Annotated in this window: 17 protein-coding genes and 3 pseudogenes; 18 read left to right on the forward strand and 2 right to left on the reverse strand. The window is 68.0% G+C overall.

Annotated elements, in window-relative coordinates:
- Positions 1-91 precede the first annotated feature (91 nt).
- The gene (locus tag AB0P24_RS12450) at positions 92-283 is read right to left on the reverse strand and encodes a GMC family oxidoreductase N-terminal domain-containing protein (protein WP_365793124.1); all 192 of its coding nucleotides are present in this window, start codon (positions 281-283) and stop codon (positions 92-94) included.
- Between the two features lie 896 nt (positions 284-1,179).
- On the opposite strand from AB0P24_RS12450, the gene AB0P24_RS12455 reads away from it, so the two are divergent.
- From AB0P24_RS12455 to AB0P24_RS12515, 13 genes are all read left to right on the forward strand, one after another.
- Positions 1,180-2,451 carry a Rieske 2Fe-2S domain-containing protein gene (locus tag AB0P24_RS12455; protein WP_365792976.1) on the forward strand — a complete coding sequence of 424 codons (1,272 nt, stop codon included), beginning with the start codon at positions 1,180-1,182 and terminating at the stop codon, positions 2,449-2,451.
- Positions 2,452-2,464: 13 nt separating this feature from the next.
- Positions 2,465-3,433 carry a PDR/VanB family oxidoreductase gene (locus AB0P24_RS12460; RefSeq protein ID WP_365792978.1) on the forward strand — a complete coding sequence of 323 codons (969 nt, stop codon included), beginning with the start codon at positions 2,465-2,467 and terminating at the stop codon, positions 3,431-3,433.
- A 34-nt stretch (positions 3,434-3,467) separates the two neighbouring features.
- Complete coding sequence (locus AB0P24_RS12465) at positions 3,468-3,857, forward strand: nuclear transport factor 2 family protein (protein WP_365792980.1); 390 nt, start codon at positions 3,468-3,470, stop codon at positions 3,855-3,857.
- 141 nt (positions 3,858-3,998) lie between these two features.
- Entirely contained in the window at positions 3,999-4,421 is a 423-nt protein-coding gene (locus AB0P24_RS12470) for a heme-binding protein (RefSeq protein ID WP_365792982.1), read from the forward strand.
- Positions 4,422-4,449: 28 nt separating this feature from the next.
- Entirely contained in the window at positions 4,450-6,036 is a 1,587-nt protein-coding gene (gene mdlC / locus AB0P24_RS12475; RefSeq protein ID WP_365792984.1) for a benzoylformate decarboxylase, read from the forward strand.
- Positions 6,037-6,119: 83 nt separating this feature from the next.
- Positions 6,120-7,133, forward strand: coding sequence for an LLM class flavin-dependent oxidoreductase (locus tag AB0P24_RS12480; RefSeq protein ID WP_365792986.1), 1,014 nt, complete (start codon positions 6,120-6,122; stop codon positions 7,131-7,133).
- Between the two features lie 7 nt (positions 7,134-7,140).
- Positions 7,141-8,013, forward strand: a complete 873-nt coding sequence (locus AB0P24_RS12485; protein ID WP_365792988.1) for an alpha/beta hydrolase — start codon at positions 7,141-7,143, stop codon at positions 8,011-8,013.
- A gap of 41 nt (positions 8,014-8,054) precedes the next feature.
- Positions 8,055-8,897 (forward strand): cupin domain-containing protein, encoded by an 843-nt coding sequence (locus AB0P24_RS12490; RefSeq protein WP_365792990.1) that lies wholly within the window; start codon positions 8,055-8,057, stop codon positions 8,895-8,897.
- Positions 8,894-10,102 carry a DUF3500 domain-containing protein gene (locus tag AB0P24_RS12495; RefSeq protein ID WP_365792992.1) on the forward strand — a complete coding sequence of 403 codons (1,209 nt, stop codon included), beginning with the start codon at positions 8,894-8,896 and terminating at the stop codon, positions 10,100-10,102. Before AB0P24_RS12490 ends, AB0P24_RS12495 begins: the two co-directional genes overlap by 4 nt.
- An 87-nt stretch (positions 10,103-10,189) precedes the next feature.
- Entirely contained in the window at positions 10,190-11,872 is a 1,683-nt protein-coding gene (locus AB0P24_RS12500) for an AMP-binding protein (protein ID WP_365792994.1), read from the forward strand.
- Positions 11,873-11,904: 32 nt separating this feature from the next.
- Positions 11,905-13,122 carry an acyl-CoA dehydrogenase family protein gene (locus AB0P24_RS12505; protein WP_365792996.1) on the forward strand — a complete coding sequence of 406 codons (1,218 nt, stop codon included), beginning with the start codon at positions 11,905-11,907 and terminating at the stop codon, positions 13,120-13,122.
- A 107-nt stretch (positions 13,123-13,229) separates the two neighbouring features.
- Positions 13,230-13,946 carry a GntR family transcriptional regulator gene (locus tag AB0P24_RS12510; RefSeq protein ID WP_365792998.1) on the forward strand — a complete coding sequence of 239 codons (717 nt, stop codon included), beginning with the start codon at positions 13,230-13,232 and terminating at the stop codon, positions 13,944-13,946.
- A 128-nt stretch (positions 13,947-14,074) separates the two neighbouring features.
- Complete coding sequence (locus AB0P24_RS12515) at positions 14,075-14,791, forward strand: GntR family transcriptional regulator (protein ID WP_365793000.1); 717 nt, start codon at positions 14,075-14,077, stop codon at positions 14,789-14,791.
- 644 nt (positions 14,792-15,435) lie between these two features.
- Here the strand turns inward: AB0P24_RS12515 and AB0P24_RS12520 are convergent.
- Positions 15,436-16,986 (reverse strand): MFS transporter, encoded by a 1,551-nt coding sequence (locus tag AB0P24_RS12520; RefSeq protein WP_365793002.1) that lies wholly within the window; start codon positions 16,984-16,986, stop codon positions 15,436-15,438.
- 599 nt (positions 16,987-17,585) lie between these two features.
- Between AB0P24_RS12520 and AB0P24_RS12525 the strand changes: the two are divergent.
- The 5 genes and pseudogenes from AB0P24_RS12525 to AB0P24_RS12545 form a co-directional block, all read left to right on the forward strand.
- Positions 17,586-17,885 (forward strand): annotated as a pseudogene (locus tag AB0P24_RS12525) (IS481 family transposase); the annotation flags it as partial.
- An 877-nt stretch (positions 17,886-18,762) separates the two neighbouring features.
- Positions 18,763-20,550: a reverse transcriptase domain-containing protein gene (locus AB0P24_RS12530; protein WP_365793004.1), complete on the forward strand. Its 1,788-nt coding sequence runs from the start codon at positions 18,763-18,765 to the stop codon at positions 20,548-20,550.
- A gap of 623 nt (positions 20,551-21,173) precedes the next feature.
- A pseudogene (locus AB0P24_RS12535) lies at positions 21,174-22,415 on the forward strand (transposase); the annotation flags it as partial.
- 199 nt (positions 22,416-22,614) lie between these two features.
- Positions 22,615-22,968 (forward strand): annotated as a pseudogene (locus AB0P24_RS12540) (acetamidase); the annotation flags it as partial.
- Positions 22,969-23,021: 53 nt separating this feature from the next.
- Positions 23,022-23,627 (forward strand): N-acetylmuramoyl-L-alanine amidase, encoded by a 606-nt coding sequence (locus AB0P24_RS12545; RefSeq protein ID WP_365793006.1) that lies wholly within the window; start codon positions 23,022-23,024, stop codon positions 23,625-23,627.
- Positions 23,628-23,669: the final 42 nt, after the last annotated feature.

Raw genomic sequence — 23,669 nt, forward strand, 5'->3', positions numbered from 1 at the left:
ATCCCACCTCTTGATGGTTGATGCCTCATGAATCCTTGTTGGTTGATCCCGGCCGCGGGACCAGCCGGCCGAAGTCGCATCCGGCCCCGGCTCACCAGGGCGCCCTTCGGCGAGGTGACATCGACCCCGTGTTCACGCAGCTGCGCGGCCGGACCGAAGCGCCTGAGCGCAGCAGCAACTGGGCCGAGCCACAGGTGCCAGCGGAGAGCAGGACCTCCCGCGACGCGCGAAACCGGTGCCGCCGACTACCGCCCAGGACCTCGATCCCCACGGCCCGGCCCACTGCCAACGACAACCGAGTCCGCCAGGACGCCGGTCGGCAGGGTGAGGTCGGCCCCTCGTTTCAGCCGCGGGCGCAGGTACGCCGCTGCCGTGTTGTGCCACCTGCGACGGCGAGGAGTGGCCTCGCCCTGACCGGACCCCGCGGCCTCTCCGGCCTGAGTGTCGGCCGGGAAGGCGTGGTCGAAGGTCGAGAACAGCCTCGTCCAGGCGGCGCCCGTTGGGACCTCGGGTAGCCGGTTCGTCCCCTGGCAGCGGGAGGCCGGCAGGAGGTCGGCGTACCCCCGCCTCCTGGCGCCCCGGGTGACCCCGCCGTCACGGTCGAACTGGTGCCCTCGCACACGGTTGTTGCCGTTGATCACTCCAGAGCCCCCGACGAGCCGGTCCCGCAGTGGGGCGGTGTCCGGCCACCCGGAACCGGCTCGGGCTCCGTCTCATGCCCCTGGCTGAATCCTGCTCTCCCCGGCAGAAGGCCATGCCACAGGTGAACCGGACGAGCAGGTGGCGATTCGCGGCCGGCCCGGCGTCGATGGGCGGCACGTTCATCGAAGTAACGGCTGACACTCGAACGGCAGGGACGCAGCCCGCCGTGCCGGCGCCGACCACCACGTAGCCGTGCTTGCGGTCGAGCAAGGCCGACCGTGCACCCCGGCCGTAGATCAACTTCATTGTCGCTCCTTGCCCGGGTCAGCGAAGGATCTCGGACCGCAGTCCGAACAACCGTTGACAAGTTTTCGTACAGCGAAGGTATCTTTGATGTGTCAGCCCGACAAGGTTGATGTGTCAAAATCCCGGAGTGAGGTAGCTGGGCACGGGAAGCCCTCGGCGGACGGCCGAACGACTTCGCCCTACAACGCCCTCCTGAGGCGACCAGCGCTTTCGAGCTCAAAGGAGAGAACGATGACCGTCACGTCTTCTGGTCCGGACAGCGGTACCGGCTACGGCCGTCCCGCCTCGTCGCACGATGCCCGTCTGACCGAGGTGGGTCCGGGGACACCGTTGGGCGAGGCGCTGCGCCGCTACTGGCACCCGATCGCCTCGTCGAACGCGCTGACCAGCGACCTGCCGCACCGCACCCGCGTCCTGGGCGAAAACCTGATCGTCTTCCGCGACGGCAGTGGCCGCCCCGGCGTGGTCTTCGAGCGCTGTGCGCACCGTGGCAGCAGCCTCTTCTACGGCCGCGTCGAAGAGGACGGCATCCGCTGCTGCTACCACGGCTGGAAGTTCGACGTGCAGGGCCACTGCCTGGAACAGGCCTGCGAGCCCGACCGCGGTCGGCGTCGCGAAGTCGCCCGCCAGCCCTGGTACCCGGTCGAGGAGCGCTACGGCCTCGTCTTCGTCTACATGGGCCCGCCGGAGCACAAGCCCCCGCTGCCGCGCTACGACTTCTTCGAGGAGCTCAGCGAAGGCGAGGCCATCTTCGCCGAACTCCCCGCCCCGGGAGCCAACGTGACAGGACTGGTCTCCGACTTCAACTGGCTGCAGGCCTTCGAGAACGCTATGGACCCGGTGCACGCCATGTGGCTGCACTACACCCACAGCGGCCCGCAGTTCGACGGGGTCGGCACGACCGGAGCGCCCCACTCGTTCTACGACCCCTACACCGTCTCTGACAAGATCGAGTACTACAAGACCGAGCACGGGGCGGGGTACCGCCAGCGGTACGAGCAGGAGCTGCCGGACGGCACGACCGTCGGACGGTACTGGAGCCCTGAGGTGCACGTACCCAACATCATCGCGCTGCCCGACTTCGTGAACTCCGCCCCGGACCAGCCCCATGACTGCCTGATCTGGATCGTGCCGGCCGACGACACTTCCCACAGGGCTTTCATGGCGGTGCGGGCGACAGGAATCGACCGAATGCTGCGGGTCATCGCCAGCATCAAGCAGAACGGCAAGCAGTTCTGGGAGCTGACCGAGGAAGAGAAGCAGCGCTTCCCCGGCGACTTCGAGGCCCAGGGCTCCCAGGGCCTCATCACGCAGCACTCCGAGGAGACCCTGGCCACCTCGGACAAGGGTGTGGTGATGCTGCGCCGCCAGCTGCTGCAGATGGTCGACGACGTCGAGGCCGGCCGCACCCCGCAGAACGTCGACAGCGGCGAGGCCAAGCCACGCAGGTCGACGGCGGGTACCTTCACCATCGGCGCGGCCACGCCCGTCGCTGCCTCCTGACCGGGGTCGATCGATGACGACTACCTGGATCGACGCGGTCGTCACCGACCGAACCATGACGACCCCGCGCGTGGTCGTGCTGAACCTGGAACCGATCGACGGCACCCCGTTTCCGGAGCACGAGGCCGGGGCGCACATCGATGTGCTGCTGGGCCCGCTCGGGTCCGATACCGCGCTGGTCCGGCAGTACTCCTTGTGCGGCGAGCCCGGCAACCGCAAGCGGTACCGGATCGCGGTCCTGCGCGAGGAGCAGTCCCGGGGCGGGTCGGCGGCGATACACCGGCTCGAGGTCGGAGACCACGTGCAGATCTCGGCTCCGCGCAACAACTTCCCGTTGACGTCGGCGCGCCGGCACCTGCTGTTCGCGGGCGGGATCGGCATCACCCCGCTGGTGGCAATGGCCCAGCAGCTCGACGCCACCGGCGGGGACTACACACTGCACTACTGCGCGCGCTCCGCCCCGGAAGTCGCGTTGGCCGAGTTGTTCGCCGACCACCCACGGGTCGTCCTGCACCTGGACGACCAGCCGGACGACCAGAGACTCGGCCTGCGCCGGGACCTCGGGCCCCCGGCCGAGGACACCGCTGTCTACGTCTGCGGCCCGGGCCCGTTCATCGACTACGTCCTCGACGGCGCCCGCGAACTCGGCTGGCCACCGAACGCACTGCACAAAGAACGCTTCACCCCGACAGCGACAGCCGCCGACGCCGGCCCCGGTGACGGATTCACGGTCCGGCTGGCCTCCACCGGCGCCGAGTACCACGTCGCGCCGGAGGAGAGCGTCCTCGACGTCCTGCTCCGCAACGGCGTCGACGCGCCTTCGTCCTGCCAGCAGGGCATCTGCGGCGCATGCGTGCTCCGCGTCCTCGCCGGTGAACCGGACCACCGCGACGACGTCCTCACCGACGAGGAACGCGCCGACGGACTGTTCGCCACCTGCTCCTCCCGCGCACTGGGCCACCACCTCGAACTCGACCTGTGACCCCACACCCCCCACCCCGCGAAAGGGATCCCCCGTGACCGCCCCACCCCCGACGACCGTCGACGACGCCGAAGCGGCCTTGCTCAAGGCCCTGCTCGCACCCACCGCCGAGCCCCTACGGGAATTGCTGCATCCGCAGTTCGTCGTCGTCCACTCCCCTGTCGGACTGATCCACGACAAGGAGCAGTTCCTCACCGACACGGCCAAGCGCCCCACACCCCACGGCATCAAGATCCTGACCTCCACCGTCCGCCACTTCCCCGGCATGGCGACGGTGAGCTGCCTGCAGGAGATGCTCATCCCGTTCGTGCCCGACACGCCCCCCTTCGCCATCCAGCAGGCCGTCTCCCGCGTCTGGGTCCGCGCCGACGACGGCTGGCAGCTCGCGCACCTGCAGATGGCTCGGCGTCTGCCGCCCGGATGAACCACACCGGCCGGTCCCCGTCGGCCGGCCGTCACACCCTCGATCCGAATACACCCCCCAGCAGGAGACGCACATGACTGCCACCTCATCGCGGGCACTCCCGCCCCCCAGGCACGCCCACCCCCTCGTCGGCGGTGCGGCATGAGGGCCCCCCTGACCTACGAGGCGGCCCGCGCCGCCGCCGACGCCGTACTCACCGCGGGCCGCGCCGAAGGACTCGCGCTCGCCGTCGCCGTCGTCGACCGCGGCGGCATCACCCGGATCCTGCTCGCCGACGACGGCGCCGGACCCATCGCCATCGAGACCGCCCGCCGCAAGGCCTACACCTCCGCCGTCACCGGATTCACCACTGCGGCGTTCGCCCAGTTCGCCGCCAGCCCCCAGATGGCCGTCGCACCGCCCCACCTCATCGACCCCAACCTGCTCCCCGCCCCCGGCGGACTCCCGATCACCGTCGACGGCACGGAAAACATCGGCGGCATCGGCGTCGGCGGCGCCGACGGCGAAACCGACGACCGCATGGCCGCCGTCGCCGCCAAGAGCATCACCGACCTGCTCGCCTGACCGACCGACCCCCAAGGATGTACAGACCATGACGACTGTCCGTGACGTGACGTACGAGCTGTTGCGAACACACGGCCTGACAACCGTCTTCGGCAATCCGGGCTCGAACGAGCTGCCCTTCCTCGCGGGCATGCCGGACGATTTCCGGTACGTCCTGGGGCTGCACGAGGGCGCGGTGCTGGCCATGGCGGACGGCTACTCGCAGGCATCCGGCGGGCCCGCCGTGGTGAACCTGCACGCCGCGGCCGGAACCGGCAACGCGATGGGCGTGCTGACGAACTCGGTGTACTCGCACACCCCGCTCGTGGTGCTGGCGGGCCAGCAGGTCCGCAGCACCGTCGGGCAGGAGGTGGTGCTGTCCATCGTCGAGCCGGAGACGCTGCTGCGGCCGCTGGTGAAGTGGAGTTGCCAGCCGGCCTGCGCCGAGGATGTGCCACGGGTGATCAGCCAGGCGATCCACACGGCGACCCTGCCGGCCCAGGGCCCGGTGTTCGTGGCGGTGCCGTACGACGACTGGGCCCGCGAGGCGCCCGAGGAGACGGCGCACCTGCTGCGCCGCCGGACCGCCTACGGGGGCTGTCTGAGCGCCGACCAGCTCGGCGAGCTGGTGACCGCGCTGGACGAGGCGGCCAGCCCCGTGCTCGTGCTGGGGCCCGAGGTCGACGCCTCGGGCGCGAACGGCGAGGCGGTGCGGCTCGCGGAGGCCCTCGGCGCACCCGTGTGGCTCTCCCCGTTCTCGTCGCGCTGTTCCTTCCCGACCCGGCACCGCGGCTTCCGCGGCGTGCTCCCGTCATCGGTGCGGGGGGTGACGCAGGCACTGGCCCGGCACGACCTGATCCTGGTGATCGGAGCCCCGGTGTTCCGTTACCACCAGTTCGAACCGGGCCCCTACCTCGCGCCCGGTGCCCGGCTCCTGCACGTCACCAGCGATCCGGGCGAGGCGACTCGCGCTCCGATGGGTGAGGCCTTCGTCGGCGCGAGTCATGACACCCTCACCAGGCTGGCGGACGCCGTCACCCCCGACCGGCGTCCCCAGCTTCCTCCCCTGCCCGACTTCCCGGTACCAGCGGCGTCGAACGGCAGGGTCCACCCGGAGCAACTGTTCGCCGACCTGCGTGCGCTCGCGCCCGCCGACACCGTCTGGGTGACGGAGTCAACCTCCACGACAAGCGCCTTCTGGGCGCAGACGGACATGCAACACCCCGGCAGTTACCTGTGGCCGGCGGCAGGCGGTCTCGGCTTCGGTCTGCCCGCCGCTGTCGGCGCCCAACTGGCCCGCCCCGAACGGCAGGTCGTCGCGCTCATCGGCGACGGTTCGGCGAACTACGGGATCACGGCGCTCTGGACGGCCGCCCAGTACGACATCCCCGTCATCACGGTCATCCTCAAGAACGGGACCTACGGGGCGCTGCGCTGGTTCTCCGAAGTCCTCGACGTCGGCGAGGTGGCCGGGATGGACGTCCCCGACATCGACTTCACCCTGCTCGCGCGCGGCTACGGCATGAACGCCACCTCGGTGAGCACGCCCGAGGACTTCGCCGCGGCGTTCAAATCGGCCCTCGGCAGCGGGAAACCCACCCTGATCGAAGTCGAAACCGAACGCACCCGGCCGTGATCGCGGTCCGGCCGGCGCGGAGCGGTGGCCGACGCATTCCAGATCCCCGCAACGGGATCCCTACAACCGACTAGGAACCCTTGATGATCAAGCCTTGGCTTTTCGAGTTCTTCCGCGCGGTCCACGACCCGGTCGGTCGTGAGGATCCCGCCACCGTGCACGAACAGTTCCGCCGCTATCTCGATCTGTGGGTCGACGACGAGGCGCTCGGGTTCGAGGGCATCTTCTTCAGCGAGCACCACTTCGGACCCGGCTACAGCCCGTCGCCGAACCTGGTGATCGCCAACCTCGCCGCCCGCACCACCACCCTGCGCCTGGGCGTGCTCGGCTCCGTCTCGGGCTACGCCACCCCGTGGCGGGTCGCCGAGGAGTTCGCCATGCTCGACCACCTCACCGACGGACGCCTGGAGATGGGAGTGGTCAGCGGCATCCCACCCGAGCTCGGCATCGTGGGCATCTCCCGTGAAAAGGCGGCCGAGGTGCACGCCGAAACACTGGAGGTACTGCTCGCCGCCACCACCAAACCGGTCGTCTCCCACCAGGGCAAGCACTTCTCCTTCGAGGACATTCGGATCACACCGAGCTTCCTGCGACCCTCGCCGCCGGTCTGGACCGCCTCCACGAGCGTGGCATCGGCCAGCCGCGCCGGTGCCCTGGGACTGAAGATGTGCGGCGGCTTCGTCAATGTCGAGAAGCTGGTGCCGGTGTACGAGGCCTACCAGGAGGCCGCCCGCTCGGCGGGTATGCCCAGCGGGCCCGACCAGGTCGGCATCCGTCGCGCGGTCATGATCGTCGAGAACGAGGCGGACCGCGACCGAGCCGGACAGCTCGGCAGGGAGGGAATCGAGAAGCACACGCGCGTCACTTTGGACAGCCTGAAGATCCCCGACGCCCCGCACACGACACTCGACCCCGACGAGCTCATCTACGGCACTCCCTCGCAGGTGGCCGACGAGATCATCCGCCAGTGCCGGGCCCTCGGCGTCGGCAACTTCGTGGCCATGTTCAACATCTTCGAGCCGGACGAACTGCGCAAGGTACACGAGTTGTACGGTCGCGAGGTCGCCCCCCGGCTGCGCGCGGCCGAGATCGGCTGACCCGGCGATGAGCGAGTTCTCCACCTTCGACTACGTTCCCGGCGGCGACCCGCGTCAGCAGCTGGACGTCTTCACCCCCGACCCGGCCGCCGATCTGCGCACCACCGTCCTGGTGCTGCACGGCGGCGCCTTCCGGCACGGTGACCGTACAGCCGTGCACGCCCGGTGCCGGGCACTCACCGCACGCGGCTTCACCACGATCGCCGTCGGCTACAGGTTGTTCGACTCCGCTGCGTGGCCCGCGCAACTCGACGACGCCCGGGCGGCTCTGCGGTGGACACACGAGCACGCCGACGAACTCGGCCTCGACGCCGGCCGCATCGTGCTGCAGGGGCACAGCGCCGGCGCCCAGCTCGCGCTGCTCGTGGCCGGAACCGCGGGCCACGACGAGCCCGACGGGCTCGGCGGCGCGGCGCCGTTGCCGGCCCCGGCGGCCGTGATCGCGTATTACGCTCCCACCGCGCTGTCCCTGACGCCCGGTCACGGCGAGCTGCCGGCCCAGCAGATGCTCGGGCCCGATGCCACGGCCGACGACGCCTCGGCGGCCAGCCCGATCAACCACGTCGACGAGCACTACCCACCAACCGTCCTGGTCCACGGCACTGCCGACCGGTTCATTCCCCCCGTCACGAGCCTGTGCCTCTTCGACGCCCTCACCGCGGCCGGGGTGACCAGCGAGCTCCACCTGATCGCCGGCCAGGACCACGAGTTCGACGCGACACCGCGCTACACCCGCAGCAGCACCGGACTCGTCCTCGAGTTCCTGCGCGCGCAGGTCATCGAACCCGACCAGGTCGCGAAGGAAGTACTCGAGGGCAACCCCCTCGCCTCGATGCCTCCGCCGGGGGGCGAAGCCGGTCGGACACCCAACCACGCCTGACACATCACGAACTCAGTTTTGCTCTTTGCGGGAGGTCCTGGATGACACGCATGCGTTATGTTCGACCGCTCGATATCGACCAGGCGATCGATACCGGGTTCAAGGGTTATCGGGCGCAGTTCCTTTCGCATCTCGAAAGCGCGCTGATGATCGCGAGCACCATCGAGGAGGGCGGCTGCGGCCCGGGCCTGCACTACCACCGCAGCGATCAGTTGTACTACCTGATGCGGGGCTCGATGAAGGTGCGCCTCGGCGACGAGGTCCATCAGGTCGAGGCGGGCAGCCTGGTGTTCATCCCGGCCGGGCTGGCGCACTGCAACTGGAACGAGGGTCCTGGCGCCGAGACCCACTTCGAGATGATCGTTCCCGCGCCGGCGCCCTTGACGCAGATCGCGATCATGGTCGACTCGCCGGCCGACATACCGGTAGAGGACCGGACCGATCGCCCGGGTCTCGTGCGCGCGCTCGATCTCACGGCCGTGCCCGAGGTGTTGCCCGGCATGCGGATGCAGCCCCTTGTCGACCCCGAGTCCGGCTCCCACCGCACCGTCGTCAACTACATGGAAGTCGACCCCGGCAAGGCCGGGCCCGGCACCCACGTCCACGAGTTCGACCAGTACTACCTCGTCCTGGAGGGCCAGCTCACCGTCGAGGTCGCGCTCGAAAAGCACATCGTCGAGCCCGGAACACTCGTCGTCCTTCCCGCGGGCGTGCCGCACCGGCAGTACAACGAGGGCGACGTGACCGAAAAGCACCTGGGAGTGCTGGCGCCCGCGCCCGAGCCGGGCAGGCCATGGGACCGCGGGGTCACCTTCGCCGTCAACGGCGAAGAGTTCGGCAGCACGATCACATCGGCCGCAGCGACCAACGGAGCGACGCGATGACCGGGCTCGGCTCCTACGGCCCGCGCCCGGCGAACCTGCCGCTGCGGCGTGGGGCGGTCGACTTCTCCGACGAAGCCGGTATCGCGGCGGTATTCGCACTCATCGGCGACGCCGAGCTGCCGCCCGTCGCGGAAACCGCGGGCCAGCCCTTCGTCGGTGTCACCACTGACGGCAACCCGGTACCCGGGCTGTTCGAGTTGCGCGACGAGGGCGCACCGGTCGCCCACGCCGCGCAGGCGGCCCGCGACTACCTCGCCGGCCTGAACACGCGGCAGCGTGCGAAGGCCGCCTTGCCGCTGGACGCGGTCGAGTGGCGCATGTGGAGCAACGCCTTCCTGACCTTCGAAGAGCACGGTCTGCTGTTGCAGGAGCTCACCGACCCGGAACGCGAGGCCGCGCTGGCCGTCATCGAGTCCTCGATCAGCGGAGCCGGATTCGAGCAGGCGCGCCACGCCATGCGCCTCAACGGCGCGCTCGGGGATCTGGTCGGTGGCTACAGCAACACCCTGACCGAGTTCTGTTACCGGTTCACCGTCTTCGGCGAGCCCTCGTCCGACCGGCCATGGGGCTGGCAGCTGCAGGGCCATCACGTGGACCTGCACTGCCTGTTCATCGGCGGACAGATCGTGCTCACACCGGCGTTCCTCGGCGTCGAGTTCGACGGCGACGTCGTCTTCGCCCAGCATCAGGACCGCGCGCGGGAGCTGATGGCGTCCCTGACCGCCGTACAGCGCGACCGGGCACTGCTGTACGGGTCGATGCTCTCCACCGAGCTCCCGCACGAGCTGGCGGGAGCCGTGGACGGCCGGCACCGTGCCGGAGCCGGGCGCGACAACCTGGTCCTGCCCTACACCGGCCTCGCCGGCGACCAGCTGACAGCCGGTCAGCTCGAACTGCTCCTCGCGCTCACCGACCCCTACCTGGAAGCCCTGCCGGAAAAGCCGCGTGCTCACCGCCGGGCGCAGGTAAAGCAGCACCTCGACACCACCCACCTCGCCTGGATCGGCACCTGGGACGAGGGCGCGCCCTTCTACTACCGGGTGCACAGCCCGGTCGTGCTCATCGAGTACGACAACCACCCCGGCATCTTCCTCGACAACGACGAACCCGAGCCGTTTCACGTCCACACGATCGTGCGCACGCCCAACGGCGGTGACTACGGCAAGGACCTCCTGCGCCAGCACTACGCCCACCATCACCACTGAGTGAGCGATGCCACGGCCGCTCGGGTCGTGACCTTCCCAGTACGAGAAGACGTTTCCGAAATGTCAGTTGCCCCGGGGAGCTCCCAGGTGAACACCTACCATGACCTGCCGTGGCTGGCCCACTACCGCACAGGCCAGCCGGCCTGCATCGAGCCCGAGCACCACACCATGCTCGAGTTGTTCCGTGCCTCCGTCGAGCGCGTACCCGATCAGATCGCGCTCCACTACTTCGACGGCCGGCTCACCCTCACCGAGCTCGACCGCTCGTCCGACGCGCTCGCACTCGTCCTCCTGGAGAGCGGTTTCCAGCGCGGCGACCGGCTGGCCGTCTACGTGCAGAACGATCCGGGTTTCGTCATCGGTCTGCTCGGGGTCTGGAAGGCCGGCGGCGCCGCGGTCGCCATCAACCCGATGAACAAGGCCCGGGAACTGGAGTACCTGCTCGCCGACTCCGGCGCGAAGGCACTGCTCTGCCTGGACAGTCTGTACGAGGACATCGCGCGGGATGTCATCGCCACCGGGCGGACGAGCGTCGACACGGTGATCACCGCCTCCGAATCGGACTGGCAGACCCGCAACGACGAACGAGTGCTCCAGGCACCACGCGTGCCCGTCGCCGACGGCACGCTCGACCTGCTGTCGCTCATCGAGGTCCACAGCGGACAACGACCTGGGGTCGCGCCCCCGGAACCGGACGACATCGCGGTGCTGACCTACACGTCGGGGACCACCGGCCGGTCCAAGGGCGCGATGAACACCCACCGCACGATGGTGTACGGCTGCTACAACTTCCGCGAGTGGCTCGGCCTGGCCTCGGCCGACAGCGTGCTCGGCATCGCCCCGCTGTTCCACATCACCGGTCTGGTCGCACATGTGGGCCTGTCGCTGCTGCTGCCATGCCCGCTCGTGCTCACCCACCGCTTCCATCCCGCGGTCATGCTGGACGCGCTGCGCGAGCACCGCCCCACCGTCACGGTCGCCGCGATCACCGCGCTCACCCGGCTCGCCGAAGAGTCCGGCCATCCGGCGGAGGACTTCTCGTCGCTGCGGATCGTGTACTCCGGTGGCGCGCCGATCGCGCCCGCCGTCAATGACGCGTTCCAGGCCAGAACGGGGATCTACATCCACAACATCTACGGGCTGACCGAGACCAACTCGCCGACCCACGGGACACCGCTCGGCGCCAAGGCACCGGTCGACCCGACGTCGGGCGCGCTCTCCATCGGGGTACCGGTCTTCGGCACCGTGGCCCGCATCCTGGACGACGACGGCGAGGAACGAGCAGTCGGCGAGATCGGCGAGATCGCGATCAGCGGCCCGCAGGTGGTCCCCGGCTACTGGAACCGGCCGGAGGAATCGGCAGCGGCCTTCCCGGGCGGCGAACTGCGCACCGGCGATGTGGGCTTCATGGACGCCGAGGGCTGGTTCTATCTCGTCGACCGCAAGAAGGACATGATCAACGCTTCCGGGTACAAGGTGTGGCCACGTGAAGTCGAGGATCTGCTCTACACCCACCCGGCGGTCCGGGAGGTGGCCGTGGTGGGGGTCCCCGACTCCTATCGCGGCGAGACCGTCAAGGCCTTCGTCTCGCTGCAGCCCGGCGCGACGGCGAGGCCGGACGAACTCATCCGGTACGCCAAGGAGAACATGGCGGCCTACAAGTACCCACGGCTCGTCGAGATCGTCGACGAACTTCCCAAGACCGCGACGGGCAAGATCCTGCGGCGGCAACTCCGCGACAACCCCCCGCAGGCAAGCGCCGGCCGCTGAGCGCACCATCGAAAGGACACGACGGAGCAACCATGGATTTCACGGAAACCGAGAAGATCCGGGATCTCAAGCGACGAGCCACCGAGTTCCTGGACGAGTTGGCCATCCCCGCCGAACCGGTCTACGCGCAGCAGAAGACCCAGGTCGGGCCGTGGGACACCCCGCCGGTCATGGCGGAGCTCAAGAAGGCCGCCCGTGACCGTGACCTGTGGAACCTCTTCCTTCCCGGAGAGCGGGGCGCCGGACTGACCAACCTCGAATACGCGCACGTCGCCGAGATCACCGGCCGAAGCCCGTGGATCATGCCGGAAGCGCTGAACTGCTCCGCGCCCGACACCGGCAACATGGAGACGCTCGCGCATTTCGCCACGCCGTCGGTTCAGAAGCGGTGGCTCGAGCCCTTGCTCGACGGTGAGATCCGCTCCGCCTACTCGATGACCGAGCCCCAGGTCGCCAGCTCCGACGCGAGCAACATCGACACCCGGATCACCGAGGACGGCGACGGGTTCCGCATCAATGGCCGCAAATGGTGGTCCAGCGGCGCGATGAGCCCCGCCTGTCAGGTCGCCATCGTGATGGGCCGCTCGAACCCGGGCGGAGAACGCCACCGCACCCACAGCATGGTCGTGGTCCCGCTCGACACCCCCGGGGTGAAGGTCCTGCGGTCGACCAGCGTGTTCGGATACTCCGACAGCGGTCACGGTGGTCACGCCGAGATCGTTTACGACGACGTCCGGGTCCCTCGGGAGAACCTCCTGGGCGAGCTGCACGGCGGTTTCGCGATCGCCCAGGCACGCCTCGGCCCCGGCCGGATCCACCACGCCATGCGCCTGATCGGCATGGCCGAACGCGCCTTCGACCTCATGTGCGCCCGAGCCCACCAGCGCACCCCCTTCGGCAAACCGCTCGCCGAGCAGGGCGTCTTCCAGGAGTGGGTGGCGGAAGCACGCATACGTATCGAGACGACCCGCCTCCTGGTGCTGAAGACGGCATGGCTGATGGACACCGTCGGCAACCGCGGCGCGGCGATCGAGATCTCGGGTATCAAGGTGGCCGCACCGCGGATGGCCACCTGGGTCATCGACCACGCGATCCAGGCGCACGGCGGCGGTGGCGTGAGCCAGGACTTTCCCCTGGCCGAGCTGTACGCCCAGGCCCGCATGCTGCGTATCGCCGACGGACCCGACGAGGTCCACAAGATGTCCCTCGCGCGCCGTGAGCTCCGCAGGTTCGCGCCAAATATCCCGTGATTGGGGTCGTGACACTTCAGTTACGCTGTCGTAGCATGACGCTCGTTAGGCCACGCCGGTGTGGCCCGCTGCACCGGTCGCGCGACGTTCGGCCGAAGGGCGGGACCATGGCAGACAGACGTGTGTTGGCGACGGATGTTCCGTCGTCCGAGGCTGTGTACCGCATGCTGCGGAACCGGATCATGAGCTGCGAGCTGGTTCCCGGCCAATTGCTCACCGAGCGCCGGAGCGCCGTCGAGCTCGGACTCGGGCTGCTCCCGGTCCGTGACGCGCTGACGCGCCTCGTGCGGGACGGTCTGGTCCAGGCGGTGCCCCCCAACGCGTACCGGATCACCCCGCTCACCCCGAAGTCCGTCAACGATCTGCTCACTGTCTGGGAATTGCTCGGCCCGGAGATGGCCGCGCTGGGCACCAGCCGGGCCGATCCGGAGCAGGCCGCTGAACTGCGACAGCTGGTGGTGGACGGGAACACGACGCTCGCCGGCCCACTGGACCGGGATCGCGTCGTCCGGTTCGTCGACATCACCGAACGGGTCTTCGGGCTGCTCGCCATCGCCTCCCGCAACGACCGGCTCATCGAGGTCTACCGGTCACTCGCCGGCGAGACATGGCGCGTCTTGACTTTGATCCTCATCGCGGCCGACTCCGTGGACACGTTCCTGGCCGCGGGCGTGACATGGGACTCGACCTTCGACCGTCGCGACGGTCTCACGGCCACGCGGATCATCCGCGATGTCACCGCGGCAACCCACGCGTCGGCGATGCTCGTGCTGGGCGACCTGCCGAAGACCGGCGAGGGCGTGGTGCTTCCGCTGCGTCGCTGAGCACCCCCCGCCCGCGCCACGTCGTCGGGTGACGTACCCCACGGGGCCACCCAGAGCCGCTCGGTGAAGCGGTATCATCAACCCGCTGGTATGTCACCGAGTCTTTCCATCGTCCGGGAGCGAGCAACGTGTCCGTGCCCTCGTCCGAACCCGTGTCACTCGGCGACGCCGCCTACCGACAGCTACGGGCCGACATCGTGTCCTGTCGGCTCGTCCCGGGCCAGCGGCTCACCGAACGATCGCTCGCCGAGACCACCGGCTTCGGCATCTCGCCCATCCGTGACGCGCTCACCCGCCTCAGCCACGAGGGTCTCGTCCTGACGTTGCCCCGCAAGGGCTACCAGGTGACCCCGCTGACCCTCAAGACCGTCGACGACCTGTTCACACTCTGGCGGATCGTAGGGCCGGAGACCGCCCGCCTTGGCGTGCAGGACGCCACTGCCGAACAGCGCCAGCAGATCATCGCCGCGTTCTCCGCCGCCATACCCGGCAGCGACTCGACGGGCAGCGAGGCCGGCGAGCAGCCCCTGCGACGGGTCGAGGCGGCCACCGCGGCCTTCGCCAGCCTTGCGGCGGCGACAGACAACGACTACCTCATCCGGGTCCACGACCGACTGCACAACGACATCGCCCGGATCCTGGCGCTCATCACGGCCGAGGCCAGTACCTCGATGCCCGATCCATCAGTCGACAAGGAGTGGATCGAGCTCGTCGAACGCCGCGACGGAGATGCCGCAGCGGCACGCGTCCGCGACTACATCGGCGACTTGCACGCGCGCGTCCTGAGAGTCCTGACCCGCTGGCCGTCGGTCGTCGCCAGCGAGATCACCACGGTGCGCGGCTGACCTACGTTGAGGTGTGCCCGGCTGAGACACGGACGCTGGTCCGTTCCGTGGTCGCAGCCGATCCGCCTGTCCGAACTCGACCGATCGCTCGCCCTGTCCAGGACGACCGTCCGGCGCGGTCTGGCCACGTCCGCCGAGCGGGCCGGCTGGAAAGCGATCCACTGGGCGCTCACCCCCGGGCGTTCCAGGTAGGAAGCGCGGGAGGCGAGCCAGGCAGGCTGCGGAGGCAGGCGCTGCCGCACATCGACGACCTCGCCACCACCACGGGGGCCATCCGTCCCACGGTCCGCGGCGGCGACAACGTGGTGCGGATTCGGACGAATCGACAGTCGACACCTGGTAGTTGCCATCGCGCCGCCAGGCGCTCGTGTCTCTTGTCGCATGCCAGCCCAGTGGCAAGGCAGGGCTCGCGTCACGCGATCAGCGCCGACGAACTCCAGGACCGGGTCGCATCCCTGGCCACGCCCATCCAGCCGGGTGACGGCCGGCCGGGGGCCTCGTTGTCGATTCCGGGACCGTGGTCGCGGATGCCGAGAGCAGCGCATCGCGACTACGGTCGGAAGGCCGTCATCGCAACGACAGACCGTATCGCGGCTGCCCTGCCGGGCGGTAAGCTTCGTGACCGCCCGGCAGGGCCAGTTGCCTCACACGGGTAGAGCGGGTTCCTGCGCGGATACCGCCGCCTGCCTCTCGGCCGCACCGCCGTCGTGCGGGCGAAGGAAGACCGCCCCGATCAGCAGGGTGACGAAGGTGATGACGGCGAGGACCAGCAGGCTGGTGGAGATTGCGGAGTCGCCGTAGACGAGCACGCCGGGCACCGGGGACTTGGCGCTGGGTGTCATGATCGCGAAGGTCACCGTGGACAGGGTCGCGCCGATGAACCCCGAGCTGAGCCCGCCGGCCGATGACATCGAACCCTGCTCCGACTCAGGCGTTCCCGCGATGACCAGGTTCGGCATGGCGCCCATCGCGAAACCGGTCCCGATACCGAGGATCACGACCCCGACGAGTATCTTTGCGACCGTGTCGTGCGCGGACATCAGTACCAGCGAGCCGACCGTGAGCACGCCCAGGCCCACGTACATGAGCAGCCGGGGGCCGGTCCGTCTGACCAGCACGCCGGCCACGAGGCCGGCCACGACGCTCCCGAGGGCGAACGGCGCCAGCACAAAGGCGTACCGGGTCGCCGAAAAGCCCAGGCCGTAAGTGCCGCCCAGTTGCCGGGGCGTCATCGCAAGCAGCGCCATCAGCGTCGTGATCACCGGTGCGAGACCATTGCCCAGGCCCCCGCCCAGCACCCCGAACAGGACGGTCCGGCGGACGAGGACCCGCAGGTTGAGCACTGGTTCGCTGACTCGGAGCGAGACGACCGCGTAGATCGCGAGCGCGGCCGCTCCGGCGATCAGCAGGCCGACGACACGACCCGAACCCCACCCCCACTCCGTGCCCTTGCTCACCGGGAGCAGGATCAGCGTGACACCGCCGGCCAGCAGGAGTATGCCCAGCGCGTCGATCCGCGCGGGACGGCGCACGGGGGTCTCCGGGGTGGTCAGGAGCATGAGTGCCCCCATCACGACCAGCCACGCGAGGTTGAACACGTAGAGCGAGCGGAACCCGAGGTGATCGAGCAGGACGCCGATGAGGAAGGGTGCGCCGACCATGAGAAGCCCGATGCCTGTCACGGAGACGCTCGCGGCGAAGGGAACCAGCCTCTTCGGATAGACATCCCGGATCAGCGAGTAACACAGGAACAGCAGGCCGGTGAGCGCGCCGAGCAGAATGTGGGCGACGATCATGGCCCAGAACGCGGGCGCGGTCGCGCCGACGATCTCACCGAGGCCTGCCACGACCAGCGTGATCAGGATCATCCGGCGCTTGCCGTACAGGTCGGCAAGCTTGCCGAGCAGCGGGGCGGAGGCGGCTCCGGCCAGCAGGGTGACTGTCACCAGCCAGCCGCCTTGTGTGGTGTGGAAATGGTTGATGATCTTGGGTATCGCGGTGGCGGTGCTCACATTGGCGAACGCCGCCGACTCGACGAGGCAGACAAGCGATACCAGGGACAAAACCAGTCGCGGAGTCCATTCGGCAGTGCCGAACGAGACCACACCGGCGGGGACGGGAGTGGACGAGCTCAAGGGGTCCTCCGAACGCATCGTCATTGAGACGCCGTGGATTCTTGAAATATCAGCCACCATGTCTGAGATGTCAACTAGGCTGATTGACCTCTCTCATCGACATCGTTGACATCCCACTACGCCCTCCCGGTGAGCGCCCGCTCCAGCAGCCGCCTGCGGCATCTGCCGCCACGAGGTGCGGCTGATGTGACACGACGGCTTGGACTCGGCCCGCCGTCGCGGTGGACTGGGACTTCATCCCCCATGCCCGGCTGCCCGGGCATCCCACGGGCACAGCTCGGAACGCTGTCCAGGTCCTGTGGATCATGGCCATGGAGAACATCACGCGCGAGCGCGAGGCGGCGTGGCCCGGTCCTGCGACCAGCAACTTCCGCCACGGCGACCGAGCTGGATACGACGCCCTGGTGGATCGTGCTGCCGCGACGGCCCCACCTCGGCCGGTTGACTGTCCCGCAGAGACAGGTCGACAGACTGTGCGTCATCCACACTGCCGGATCTGCCGATCAGTTCGCCCCGGTAGGTGTCACCACCGCCTGATCGCGCATCACGGCACGGCTGAAGCGATACGTCAGCCAAGCCGTACCCACAGGGCCGACCGCGGCGCCCTGTGCTTGCCGGAAGCCTCATCCATGCAGGTGAGGGTCTGTCTGGGCGGGGCAGGGTACTCATATCGGCTCATCCACGGTGAGATGCCCGTCCTGGGCGTGCAGGTGGCCGCCTCCACCGTGTGGGAGATCCTGAAGGATGCCGGGACCGGCCCGGCGCCCGAACGCGCCGTAACGACCTGGGTCGGCTTCCTGCGCTCCCAGGCCGATGCCCTGCTGGCCTGCGACTTCTTCGCGACGGTCACTCTGACGGGCACGCGGCTATACGTGTTCGCCGTGCTCGGGCACGCCAGCCGGCGTGTTCGCATCCTGGGCGCCACCGCACACCCGACCGCCTCCTGGGTGACACAGGCCGTTAACCTCGCGCTTTCGCGAGTGGGATTGTCCGGGTCTTGATCAAATAAGCGGAGAGTGCTGCTGACCTGCAACGATGGGACGTGTCGAGGGTCCTGTCAGCTGCGAGGAAAGAAGCACTCTCCAGGTGAAGGTGCGACACGAGGTCGCGTGTGTTGAGTGGATGCTCTTGGAGAGGGGGTCGGCGGTGTCGCCGATGACAGGGTAGTCCCGGGTTCGTGTCCGATGACCCGTCCCCGCCTGGACGTGCGTCGCTGGCAACGGCGGGGTGCGAAGCTCCAGGAAGAAGCCCAAGGACCTCCGTTCCACCCGGGGGTGACAGGCAAGGGGAAGGCCGGACGGGCGAAGTGCGCCGTGAGGCGCTCTGTTGTATCCCCGATTCAATCGGGAAGAACTTGGAAGAATGTTCCTGGGTCCAATGGCTAACCTGGATTCGAAAGACGAAGGGGACAGTAGCATGTCAGGAAAGCAGCGACCGCGCGAAGACGTCGAAGCGGGGCGCTGTGGGACCCGTGCGATAAGGCAAAAGCTAGACTGCTTGAAACCTAATCTCCGATCGGTGAATGTCCGCGCCCACCGGAAAGACGTCTGTAACCGGTGCCGCTCCATGCGTCAGTATCGTTCGCCTGCTGATGCAACTTCCGTGGGGCGGGTGATGCCCAGTGAGGGCAGTCAAGGAGATGAGTGGGTTGCCTAAGTCGTGCTCGGACGTACAACAGAGACGTACCGCGGGATCACCTAAAGGGTGCGAGCCCCATGGTGACGGAGCGCCAATAGTAGTCGCAGGAGTAACGACCTGCCGGGGAGTCCGGGAAAGCCGGACACAGGGCAAAGTGGCGCAGGTGACAGGACCTTCCGGACGCGTGAGGGATGCGTAATGCAGAACGCCGAAACCGTCTTAGAGGTCATTCGTGAGCGCGGCAGGAAGGGTCTGCCGCTGGAACGGCTGTATAGACAACTGTTCAATCCTGAGCTTTACCTACTGACCTACCGGAAGTTGTACTCAAATGCGGGTGCGATGACTCCCGGCGTCACGGGAGAGACCGTGGACGGCATGTCCTTAGAAAAGGTCGAGAGCATCATCAATCTCGTTCGGTCTGAGCGGTACCGGTGGGCTCCCGTCCGGCGGACGTATATTCCCAAGCAGAACGGGAAACGGAGGCCATTAGGACTGCCTGGATGGTCGGATAAATTGCTGGCCGAGGTGGTGCGCATGTTGCTCGACGCGTACTACGACGTTCAGTTCTCCGACCGCTCCCACGGGTTCAGGAGGGGCCGAGGGTGCCATACTGCGCTGCGTGAGATAGCAGATACGTGGCAAGGTGTGACCTGGTTTATCGAGGGCGACATTACCCAATGTTTCGACCGACTTGACCATCAGGTCGTGATCGAGATTTTGGGTGAGAAGGTCCACGACGGCCGGTTCCTTCGGCTGGTGAGCAACATGCTCACGGCGGGGTATCTGGAGGACTGGAGGTGGCACGCCACTCTGAGCGGCGCGCCGCAAGGAGGGGTGGCAAGCCCCACGCTTTCCAACATCTACCTTGATCGACTCGATCAGTTCGTCGAATCTCAGCTACTGCCGCAATACAACCGAGGTCGTCTACGGAGGACCAACCCTGAGTACAAGAGGGCCGAGAACGCACTCCTGCGAGCGCGGAAACGCGGGGACAAGAAGTCGGTACGTGCGCTGTCACAGGTACGCCGCGCATTGCCCAGTCAGGACCCGAATGACCCTGACTACCGTAGGTTGCGTTATGTCCGGTACGCAGACGATATCCTGCTCGGTTTCAGCGGCCCCAAGTCCGAGGCCGTGGAGATCAAGGAGTCGCTTGGCGAGTTCCTGCGCTCGGAACTGAAGCTGGAGCTCTCCGAGGAAAAGACTCTGATCACCCATGCTCGAACAGAGAAGGCTCGGTTCCTCGGATATGACATCGTGGTTCAGCACAGCAATGACCGAATCACCCGTGGTCGGAGATCGGTCAACGGTGTCGTCGGGCTGCGTGTCCCCGAGGAAGCGATCACGCGAAGAAGTGCCTTGTACATGCGGCGGGGTGAACCCGCACATCGGCCTCAGATGCTGAACGATCAGGACTTCACGATCATCAGCAAATACCAGGCCGAGTATCGAGGCGTGGTCCAGTATTATCTTCTGGCCTCCAATGTCTACCGCCTTGGCAGGCTGAGGTGGGTCATGGAAACCTCGCTATTGAAGACCCTGGCTTCCAAGCACCGAGCCACGGTTTCCGCGACGGCCCGTAAGTACAAGGCCGTTATGCAGACCGATGAAGGGCCGAGAGTGTGCTTCCGCGCAGTGGTTGAACGTGGCGAGGGGAAGGAGCCGCTGGTCGCGTGGTTCGGAGGAATACCGCTGAAGCGGAAAGTAGAGGCGAAGCCCGTTGACCGGGCGCCCGTCTTGGCGACCACGCAAGGGAATGAGCTAATCCACAGGCTCCTTGCCGGGAGCTGTGAACTATGCGGATCTGCCCGGAGATTGGAGGTCCATCACATCCGCAAGCTCGCAGACCTGAACAAGCCAGGGCGCAGAGAGAGGCCCACATGGGTCAAGACCATGGCAAAGCGGCGACGGAAGACCCTTGTGGTCTGCCGTCCCTGCCATGAGAGTACGCATGCCGGGCGGCTCGCAGTCGTTCCGCTCAAGTAGTCACTGGAGAGCGGTATGCGATCAAAGTCGCACGTACCGTTCGGCGGGGGGCCGTTGGAAAAGGACCTGCCCAGCAGGCACCTCGCCAGCGGCCTACCCGACCACCAGTGAACCCTCGATGACGCCTCGTGAGAGAAGCCCCCGCGGGTGGGATGCGGAAGCGGGGTGAAGGGCGGGCCGCTGTGAGGCGGCAGGCGCCGGGCGGATGTTTCACGCCGTCCGGGTGGACACCGCCGCCCCGGGGCATAGAGGGCGCCCACCCCGGCCGCATCTCGCATGCGCGGAACGTGGAAACCCCGACGGAGGCCGCTGCCCTTGGCGGGGCGGCGGTGGGCCGACCGTGAGGAAGGCTGACGTCTCCGGCGGGACAGGACGGCTCAAGAAGCGAATGCCGGTGGGCCGAAAGGCCAGGGGAAACCGGGACGGCACGTGCGGCGGCCTCTCCGCTGCGGTCCTGGCCAACTCGCCGGATACCGGGCCTTGTTGCGCGGGTCCGAAAGGACGCAGACGTGAGCCGGGTGAGCCTGTGGGGAGGGACGATGGCAACAGTGGCAGTACCGAAGGACAAGTTGGACGCCCCGGCGGTGCTCGGGGTGAACGGACCGGAGGGCGGCTTCTTCGCGGACTGGAACAGCATTGACTGGGACGGTGCGCAGGAGAACGTACGCCGACTGCGCCAGCGCATCTTCACGGCATCGAGGGACGGGGACCTGGCCAAGGTCAGGAACCTGCAGAAGCTGATGCTCCGGAGCCTTTCCAACACGCTGGTCAGCGTGCGGCGGGCGACGGAGATCAATGCCGGACGAAAGACAGCAGGGGCGGACGGGCAAGTCGTGCTCACCGCCCCGGGCAAGGCCGAACTGGCGCGCTTCATCCAGCAACGCGCCAGTAGTTGGCAGGCCCGTCCGGTCCGGCGGGTGTTCATCCCGAAGAACGGGGCGGGGCGAAAACGCCGCCCGCTCGGCATTCCCGTGATCATCGACCGGTGCCATCAGGCCCGGGCGGCGAACGCACTGGAGCCCGAGTGGGAGGCCCGGTTCGAGGCGAGGTCGTACGGCTTCCGCCCGGGCCGGGGCTGCCATGACGCGATCGGGGTTATCTACAACACGCTGAACGGGAAGAACCCCGGGCGCGTATGGATCCTGGACGCGGACCTGGCGGCGGCGTTCGACCGTATCGACCACGACCACCTTCTCGCCCAGCTCGGCACCTTTCCCGCCCGGGACATGGTGCGACAGTGGCTGAAGGCCGGCGTGGTCGAACGCGGCCGGTTCACCCCGACTCAGGAGGGGACGCCACAGGGCGGGGTGATCAGCCCCGTGCTCCTGAACGTCGCTCTCCATGGGATGGAGGCGGCCGCGGGCGTGCGTTACTACAACCTGAGCACCTGGCCCAAGGGCATGCGGCTGATCGTCCGCAAGGAACGCCCGCACCCCGGTGCCCAGTTGCGCTTCACCGACCTCGACGGACTGCGGCTGACCTGCTTCGCGACCAACCCCAAAGGCGGCCAGCTCGCCGATCTCGAACTGCGCCACCGCAGACGGGCCCGCTGTGAGGACCGCATCCGAAACGCCCGTGACACCGGACTGCGCAACCTGCCCCTGCACGAGACCGCCCAGAACCGGATCTGGCTGGAGATCGTCTCCCTCGCGCTCGACCTGCTCGCCTGGATGCCGATGCTCGCCCTGACCGGCGACACCCGCCGCTGGGAACCCAAGAAGCTCCGCCTGCGCCTGTTCTCCGCCGCCGCACAGCTCGTGAACACCGGACGCCACCGCTGGCTCCGCTTCACCGCCCGATGGCCCTGGACCGACGTCATCACCCACGCGATCGACAGACTCCACACCCTCCCGAACCCCGGCTGACCAGCGAATCCGACCGTCCCGACACCCCGCACCACCCCCACCGGCGAAGTGGAACCCGGCGCCCACCCGACGCGAAAGCCGGGCCCTCAGCCTGCCCCAACCCCGAAAAGACCCCACCCCACAGACACAACGTCCCCGTCAGCAAGCTGACGGGGACTCATGAACGATCGAGGCTAAAGTACGCCTGATTCCAGTCTCCGAGTGCGCGATGAACACCGTGGTGATCGTCGAGCTGCTGAAGGGGATCGCGACGCCGTGGCCCCGGCTGGAGTCGGACACGCACATCATCTCGACGGGGTCGGCGCGTCCGCTGGAGGACGCCTTCCGGATATCGCAGCTCGACCTGGTGCGGTGGCTGGTGCGCGACTACGGGTTCGGCGAACTCGACGCGTACCAGTACGCGACCCAGGCGGTGGAATCACCGTTGGCCAATGTGTGCGACACCAACTACACATGTGTGGCCAAGCTACGCAAGGAGTGGCTCCCCGCGCGCGAGACTTACCGCGGACTGCATGGGCGACTGCGCGAGACGGCGGCCACCCTGCGCCGCTGACCGCCCCTCGACTCCCCCGTGCTTCGAGCACGCTTCCGAAAGGCACCCCACCCATGGACCGGGCACGACCGCTCCCCAGCAGGAGACGGCTCTTGAAGGGCGCGGCCCTCGCCGCAGTCCCGTACGCGCTGCTCCCCGCGGGCCGGGCCGGCGCACAGACCGGAGCAGTCGACTATCCGTCGGCCGAGTGGCAGGCGGCGAGCGGCGACAACCGGACACGGGCCCAGCGCCCCGACGACTACGCGATCGACCATGTGATCATCCATGTCACGCAGCAGTCGTACGCCGGCACGCTGTCCATCTTCCAGAACCCGAAGAACCGGGTGTCCGCGCACTATCTGGTGCGCTCGGCCGACGGACACGTGGCCCAGTGCGTGCGGGAGTCCGACGTGGCCTGGCACGCCGGGAACTGGGACTACAACACGCGGAGCATCGGCATCGAGCACGAGGGCTGGGTGGACGAGCCGAAGTACTTCACCGACGCCCTGTACAAGGAGTCGGCGCGGCTGACGGCGTCGATCTGCGACCGCTACGGCATCCCGAAGGACCGGGACCACGTCATCGGCCACGTCGAGGTGCCGGGGACCGACCACACCGATCCGGGGAAGCACTGGGACTGGGTCCGCTACATGGGACTGGTCGGCGTGTCGTCGCTGTGAGGCTCATCGGCGGTCCGCGTGACAAGGCCGGTCGAAACGGTT

Source organism: Streptomyces sp. NPDC086519, from assembly GCF_040686075.1.
In the GTDB taxonomy this organism is placed as follows: domain Bacteria; phylum Actinomycetota; class Actinomycetes; order Streptomycetales; family Streptomycetaceae; genus Streptomyces; species Streptomyces shenzhenensis.

Excerpts from the sequence above, each read along its gene's own strand:
- AB0P24_RS12455 (WP_365792976.1), top strand. The coding sequence starts at position 1,180 with ATGACCGTCACGTCTTCTGGTCCGGACAGCGGTACCGGCTACGGCCGT.
- AB0P24_RS12460 (WP_365792978.1), top strand. The coding sequence starts at position 2,465 with ATGACGACTACCTGGATCGACGCGGTCGTCACCGACCGAACCATGACG.
- AB0P24_RS12470 (WP_365792982.1), top strand. The coding sequence starts at position 3,999 with ATGAGGGCCCCCCTGACCTACGAGGCGGCCCGCGCCGCCGCCGACGCC.
- mdlC (WP_365792984.1), top strand. The coding sequence starts at position 4,450 with ATGACGACTGTCCGTGACGTGACGTACGAGCTGTTGCGAACACACGGC.
- AB0P24_RS12480 (WP_365792986.1), top strand. The coding sequence starts at position 6,120 with ATGATCAAGCCTTGGCTTTTCGAGTTCTTCCGCGCGGTCCACGACCCG.
- AB0P24_RS12485 (WP_365792988.1), top strand. The coding sequence starts at position 7,141 with ATGAGCGAGTTCTCCACCTTCGACTACGTTCCCGGCGGCGACCCGCGT.
- AB0P24_RS12490 (WP_365792990.1), top strand. The coding sequence starts at position 8,055 with ATGACACGCATGCGTTATGTTCGACCGCTCGATATCGACCAGGCGATC.
- AB0P24_RS12495 (WP_365792992.1), top strand. The coding sequence starts at position 8,894 with ATGACCGGGCTCGGCTCCTACGGCCCGCGCCCGGCGAACCTGCCGCTG.
- AB0P24_RS12505 (WP_365792996.1), top strand. The coding sequence starts at position 11,905 with ATGGATTTCACGGAAACCGAGAAGATCCGGGATCTCAAGCGACGAGCC.
- AB0P24_RS12510 (WP_365792998.1), top strand. The coding sequence starts at position 13,230 with ATGGCAGACAGACGTGTGTTGGCGACGGATGTTCCGTCGTCCGAGGCT.
- AB0P24_RS12520 (WP_365793002.1), bottom strand. The coding sequence starts at position 16,986 with ATGGTGGCTGATATTTCAAGAATCCACGGCGTCTCAATGACGATGCGT.
- AB0P24_RS12530 (WP_365793004.1), top strand. The coding sequence starts at position 18,763 with ATGCAGAACGCCGAAACCGTCTTAGAGGTCATTCGTGAGCGCGGCAGG.
- AB0P24_RS12545 (WP_365793006.1), top strand. The coding sequence starts at position 23,022 with ATGGACCGGGCACGACCGCTCCCCAGCAGGAGACGGCTCTTGAAGGGC.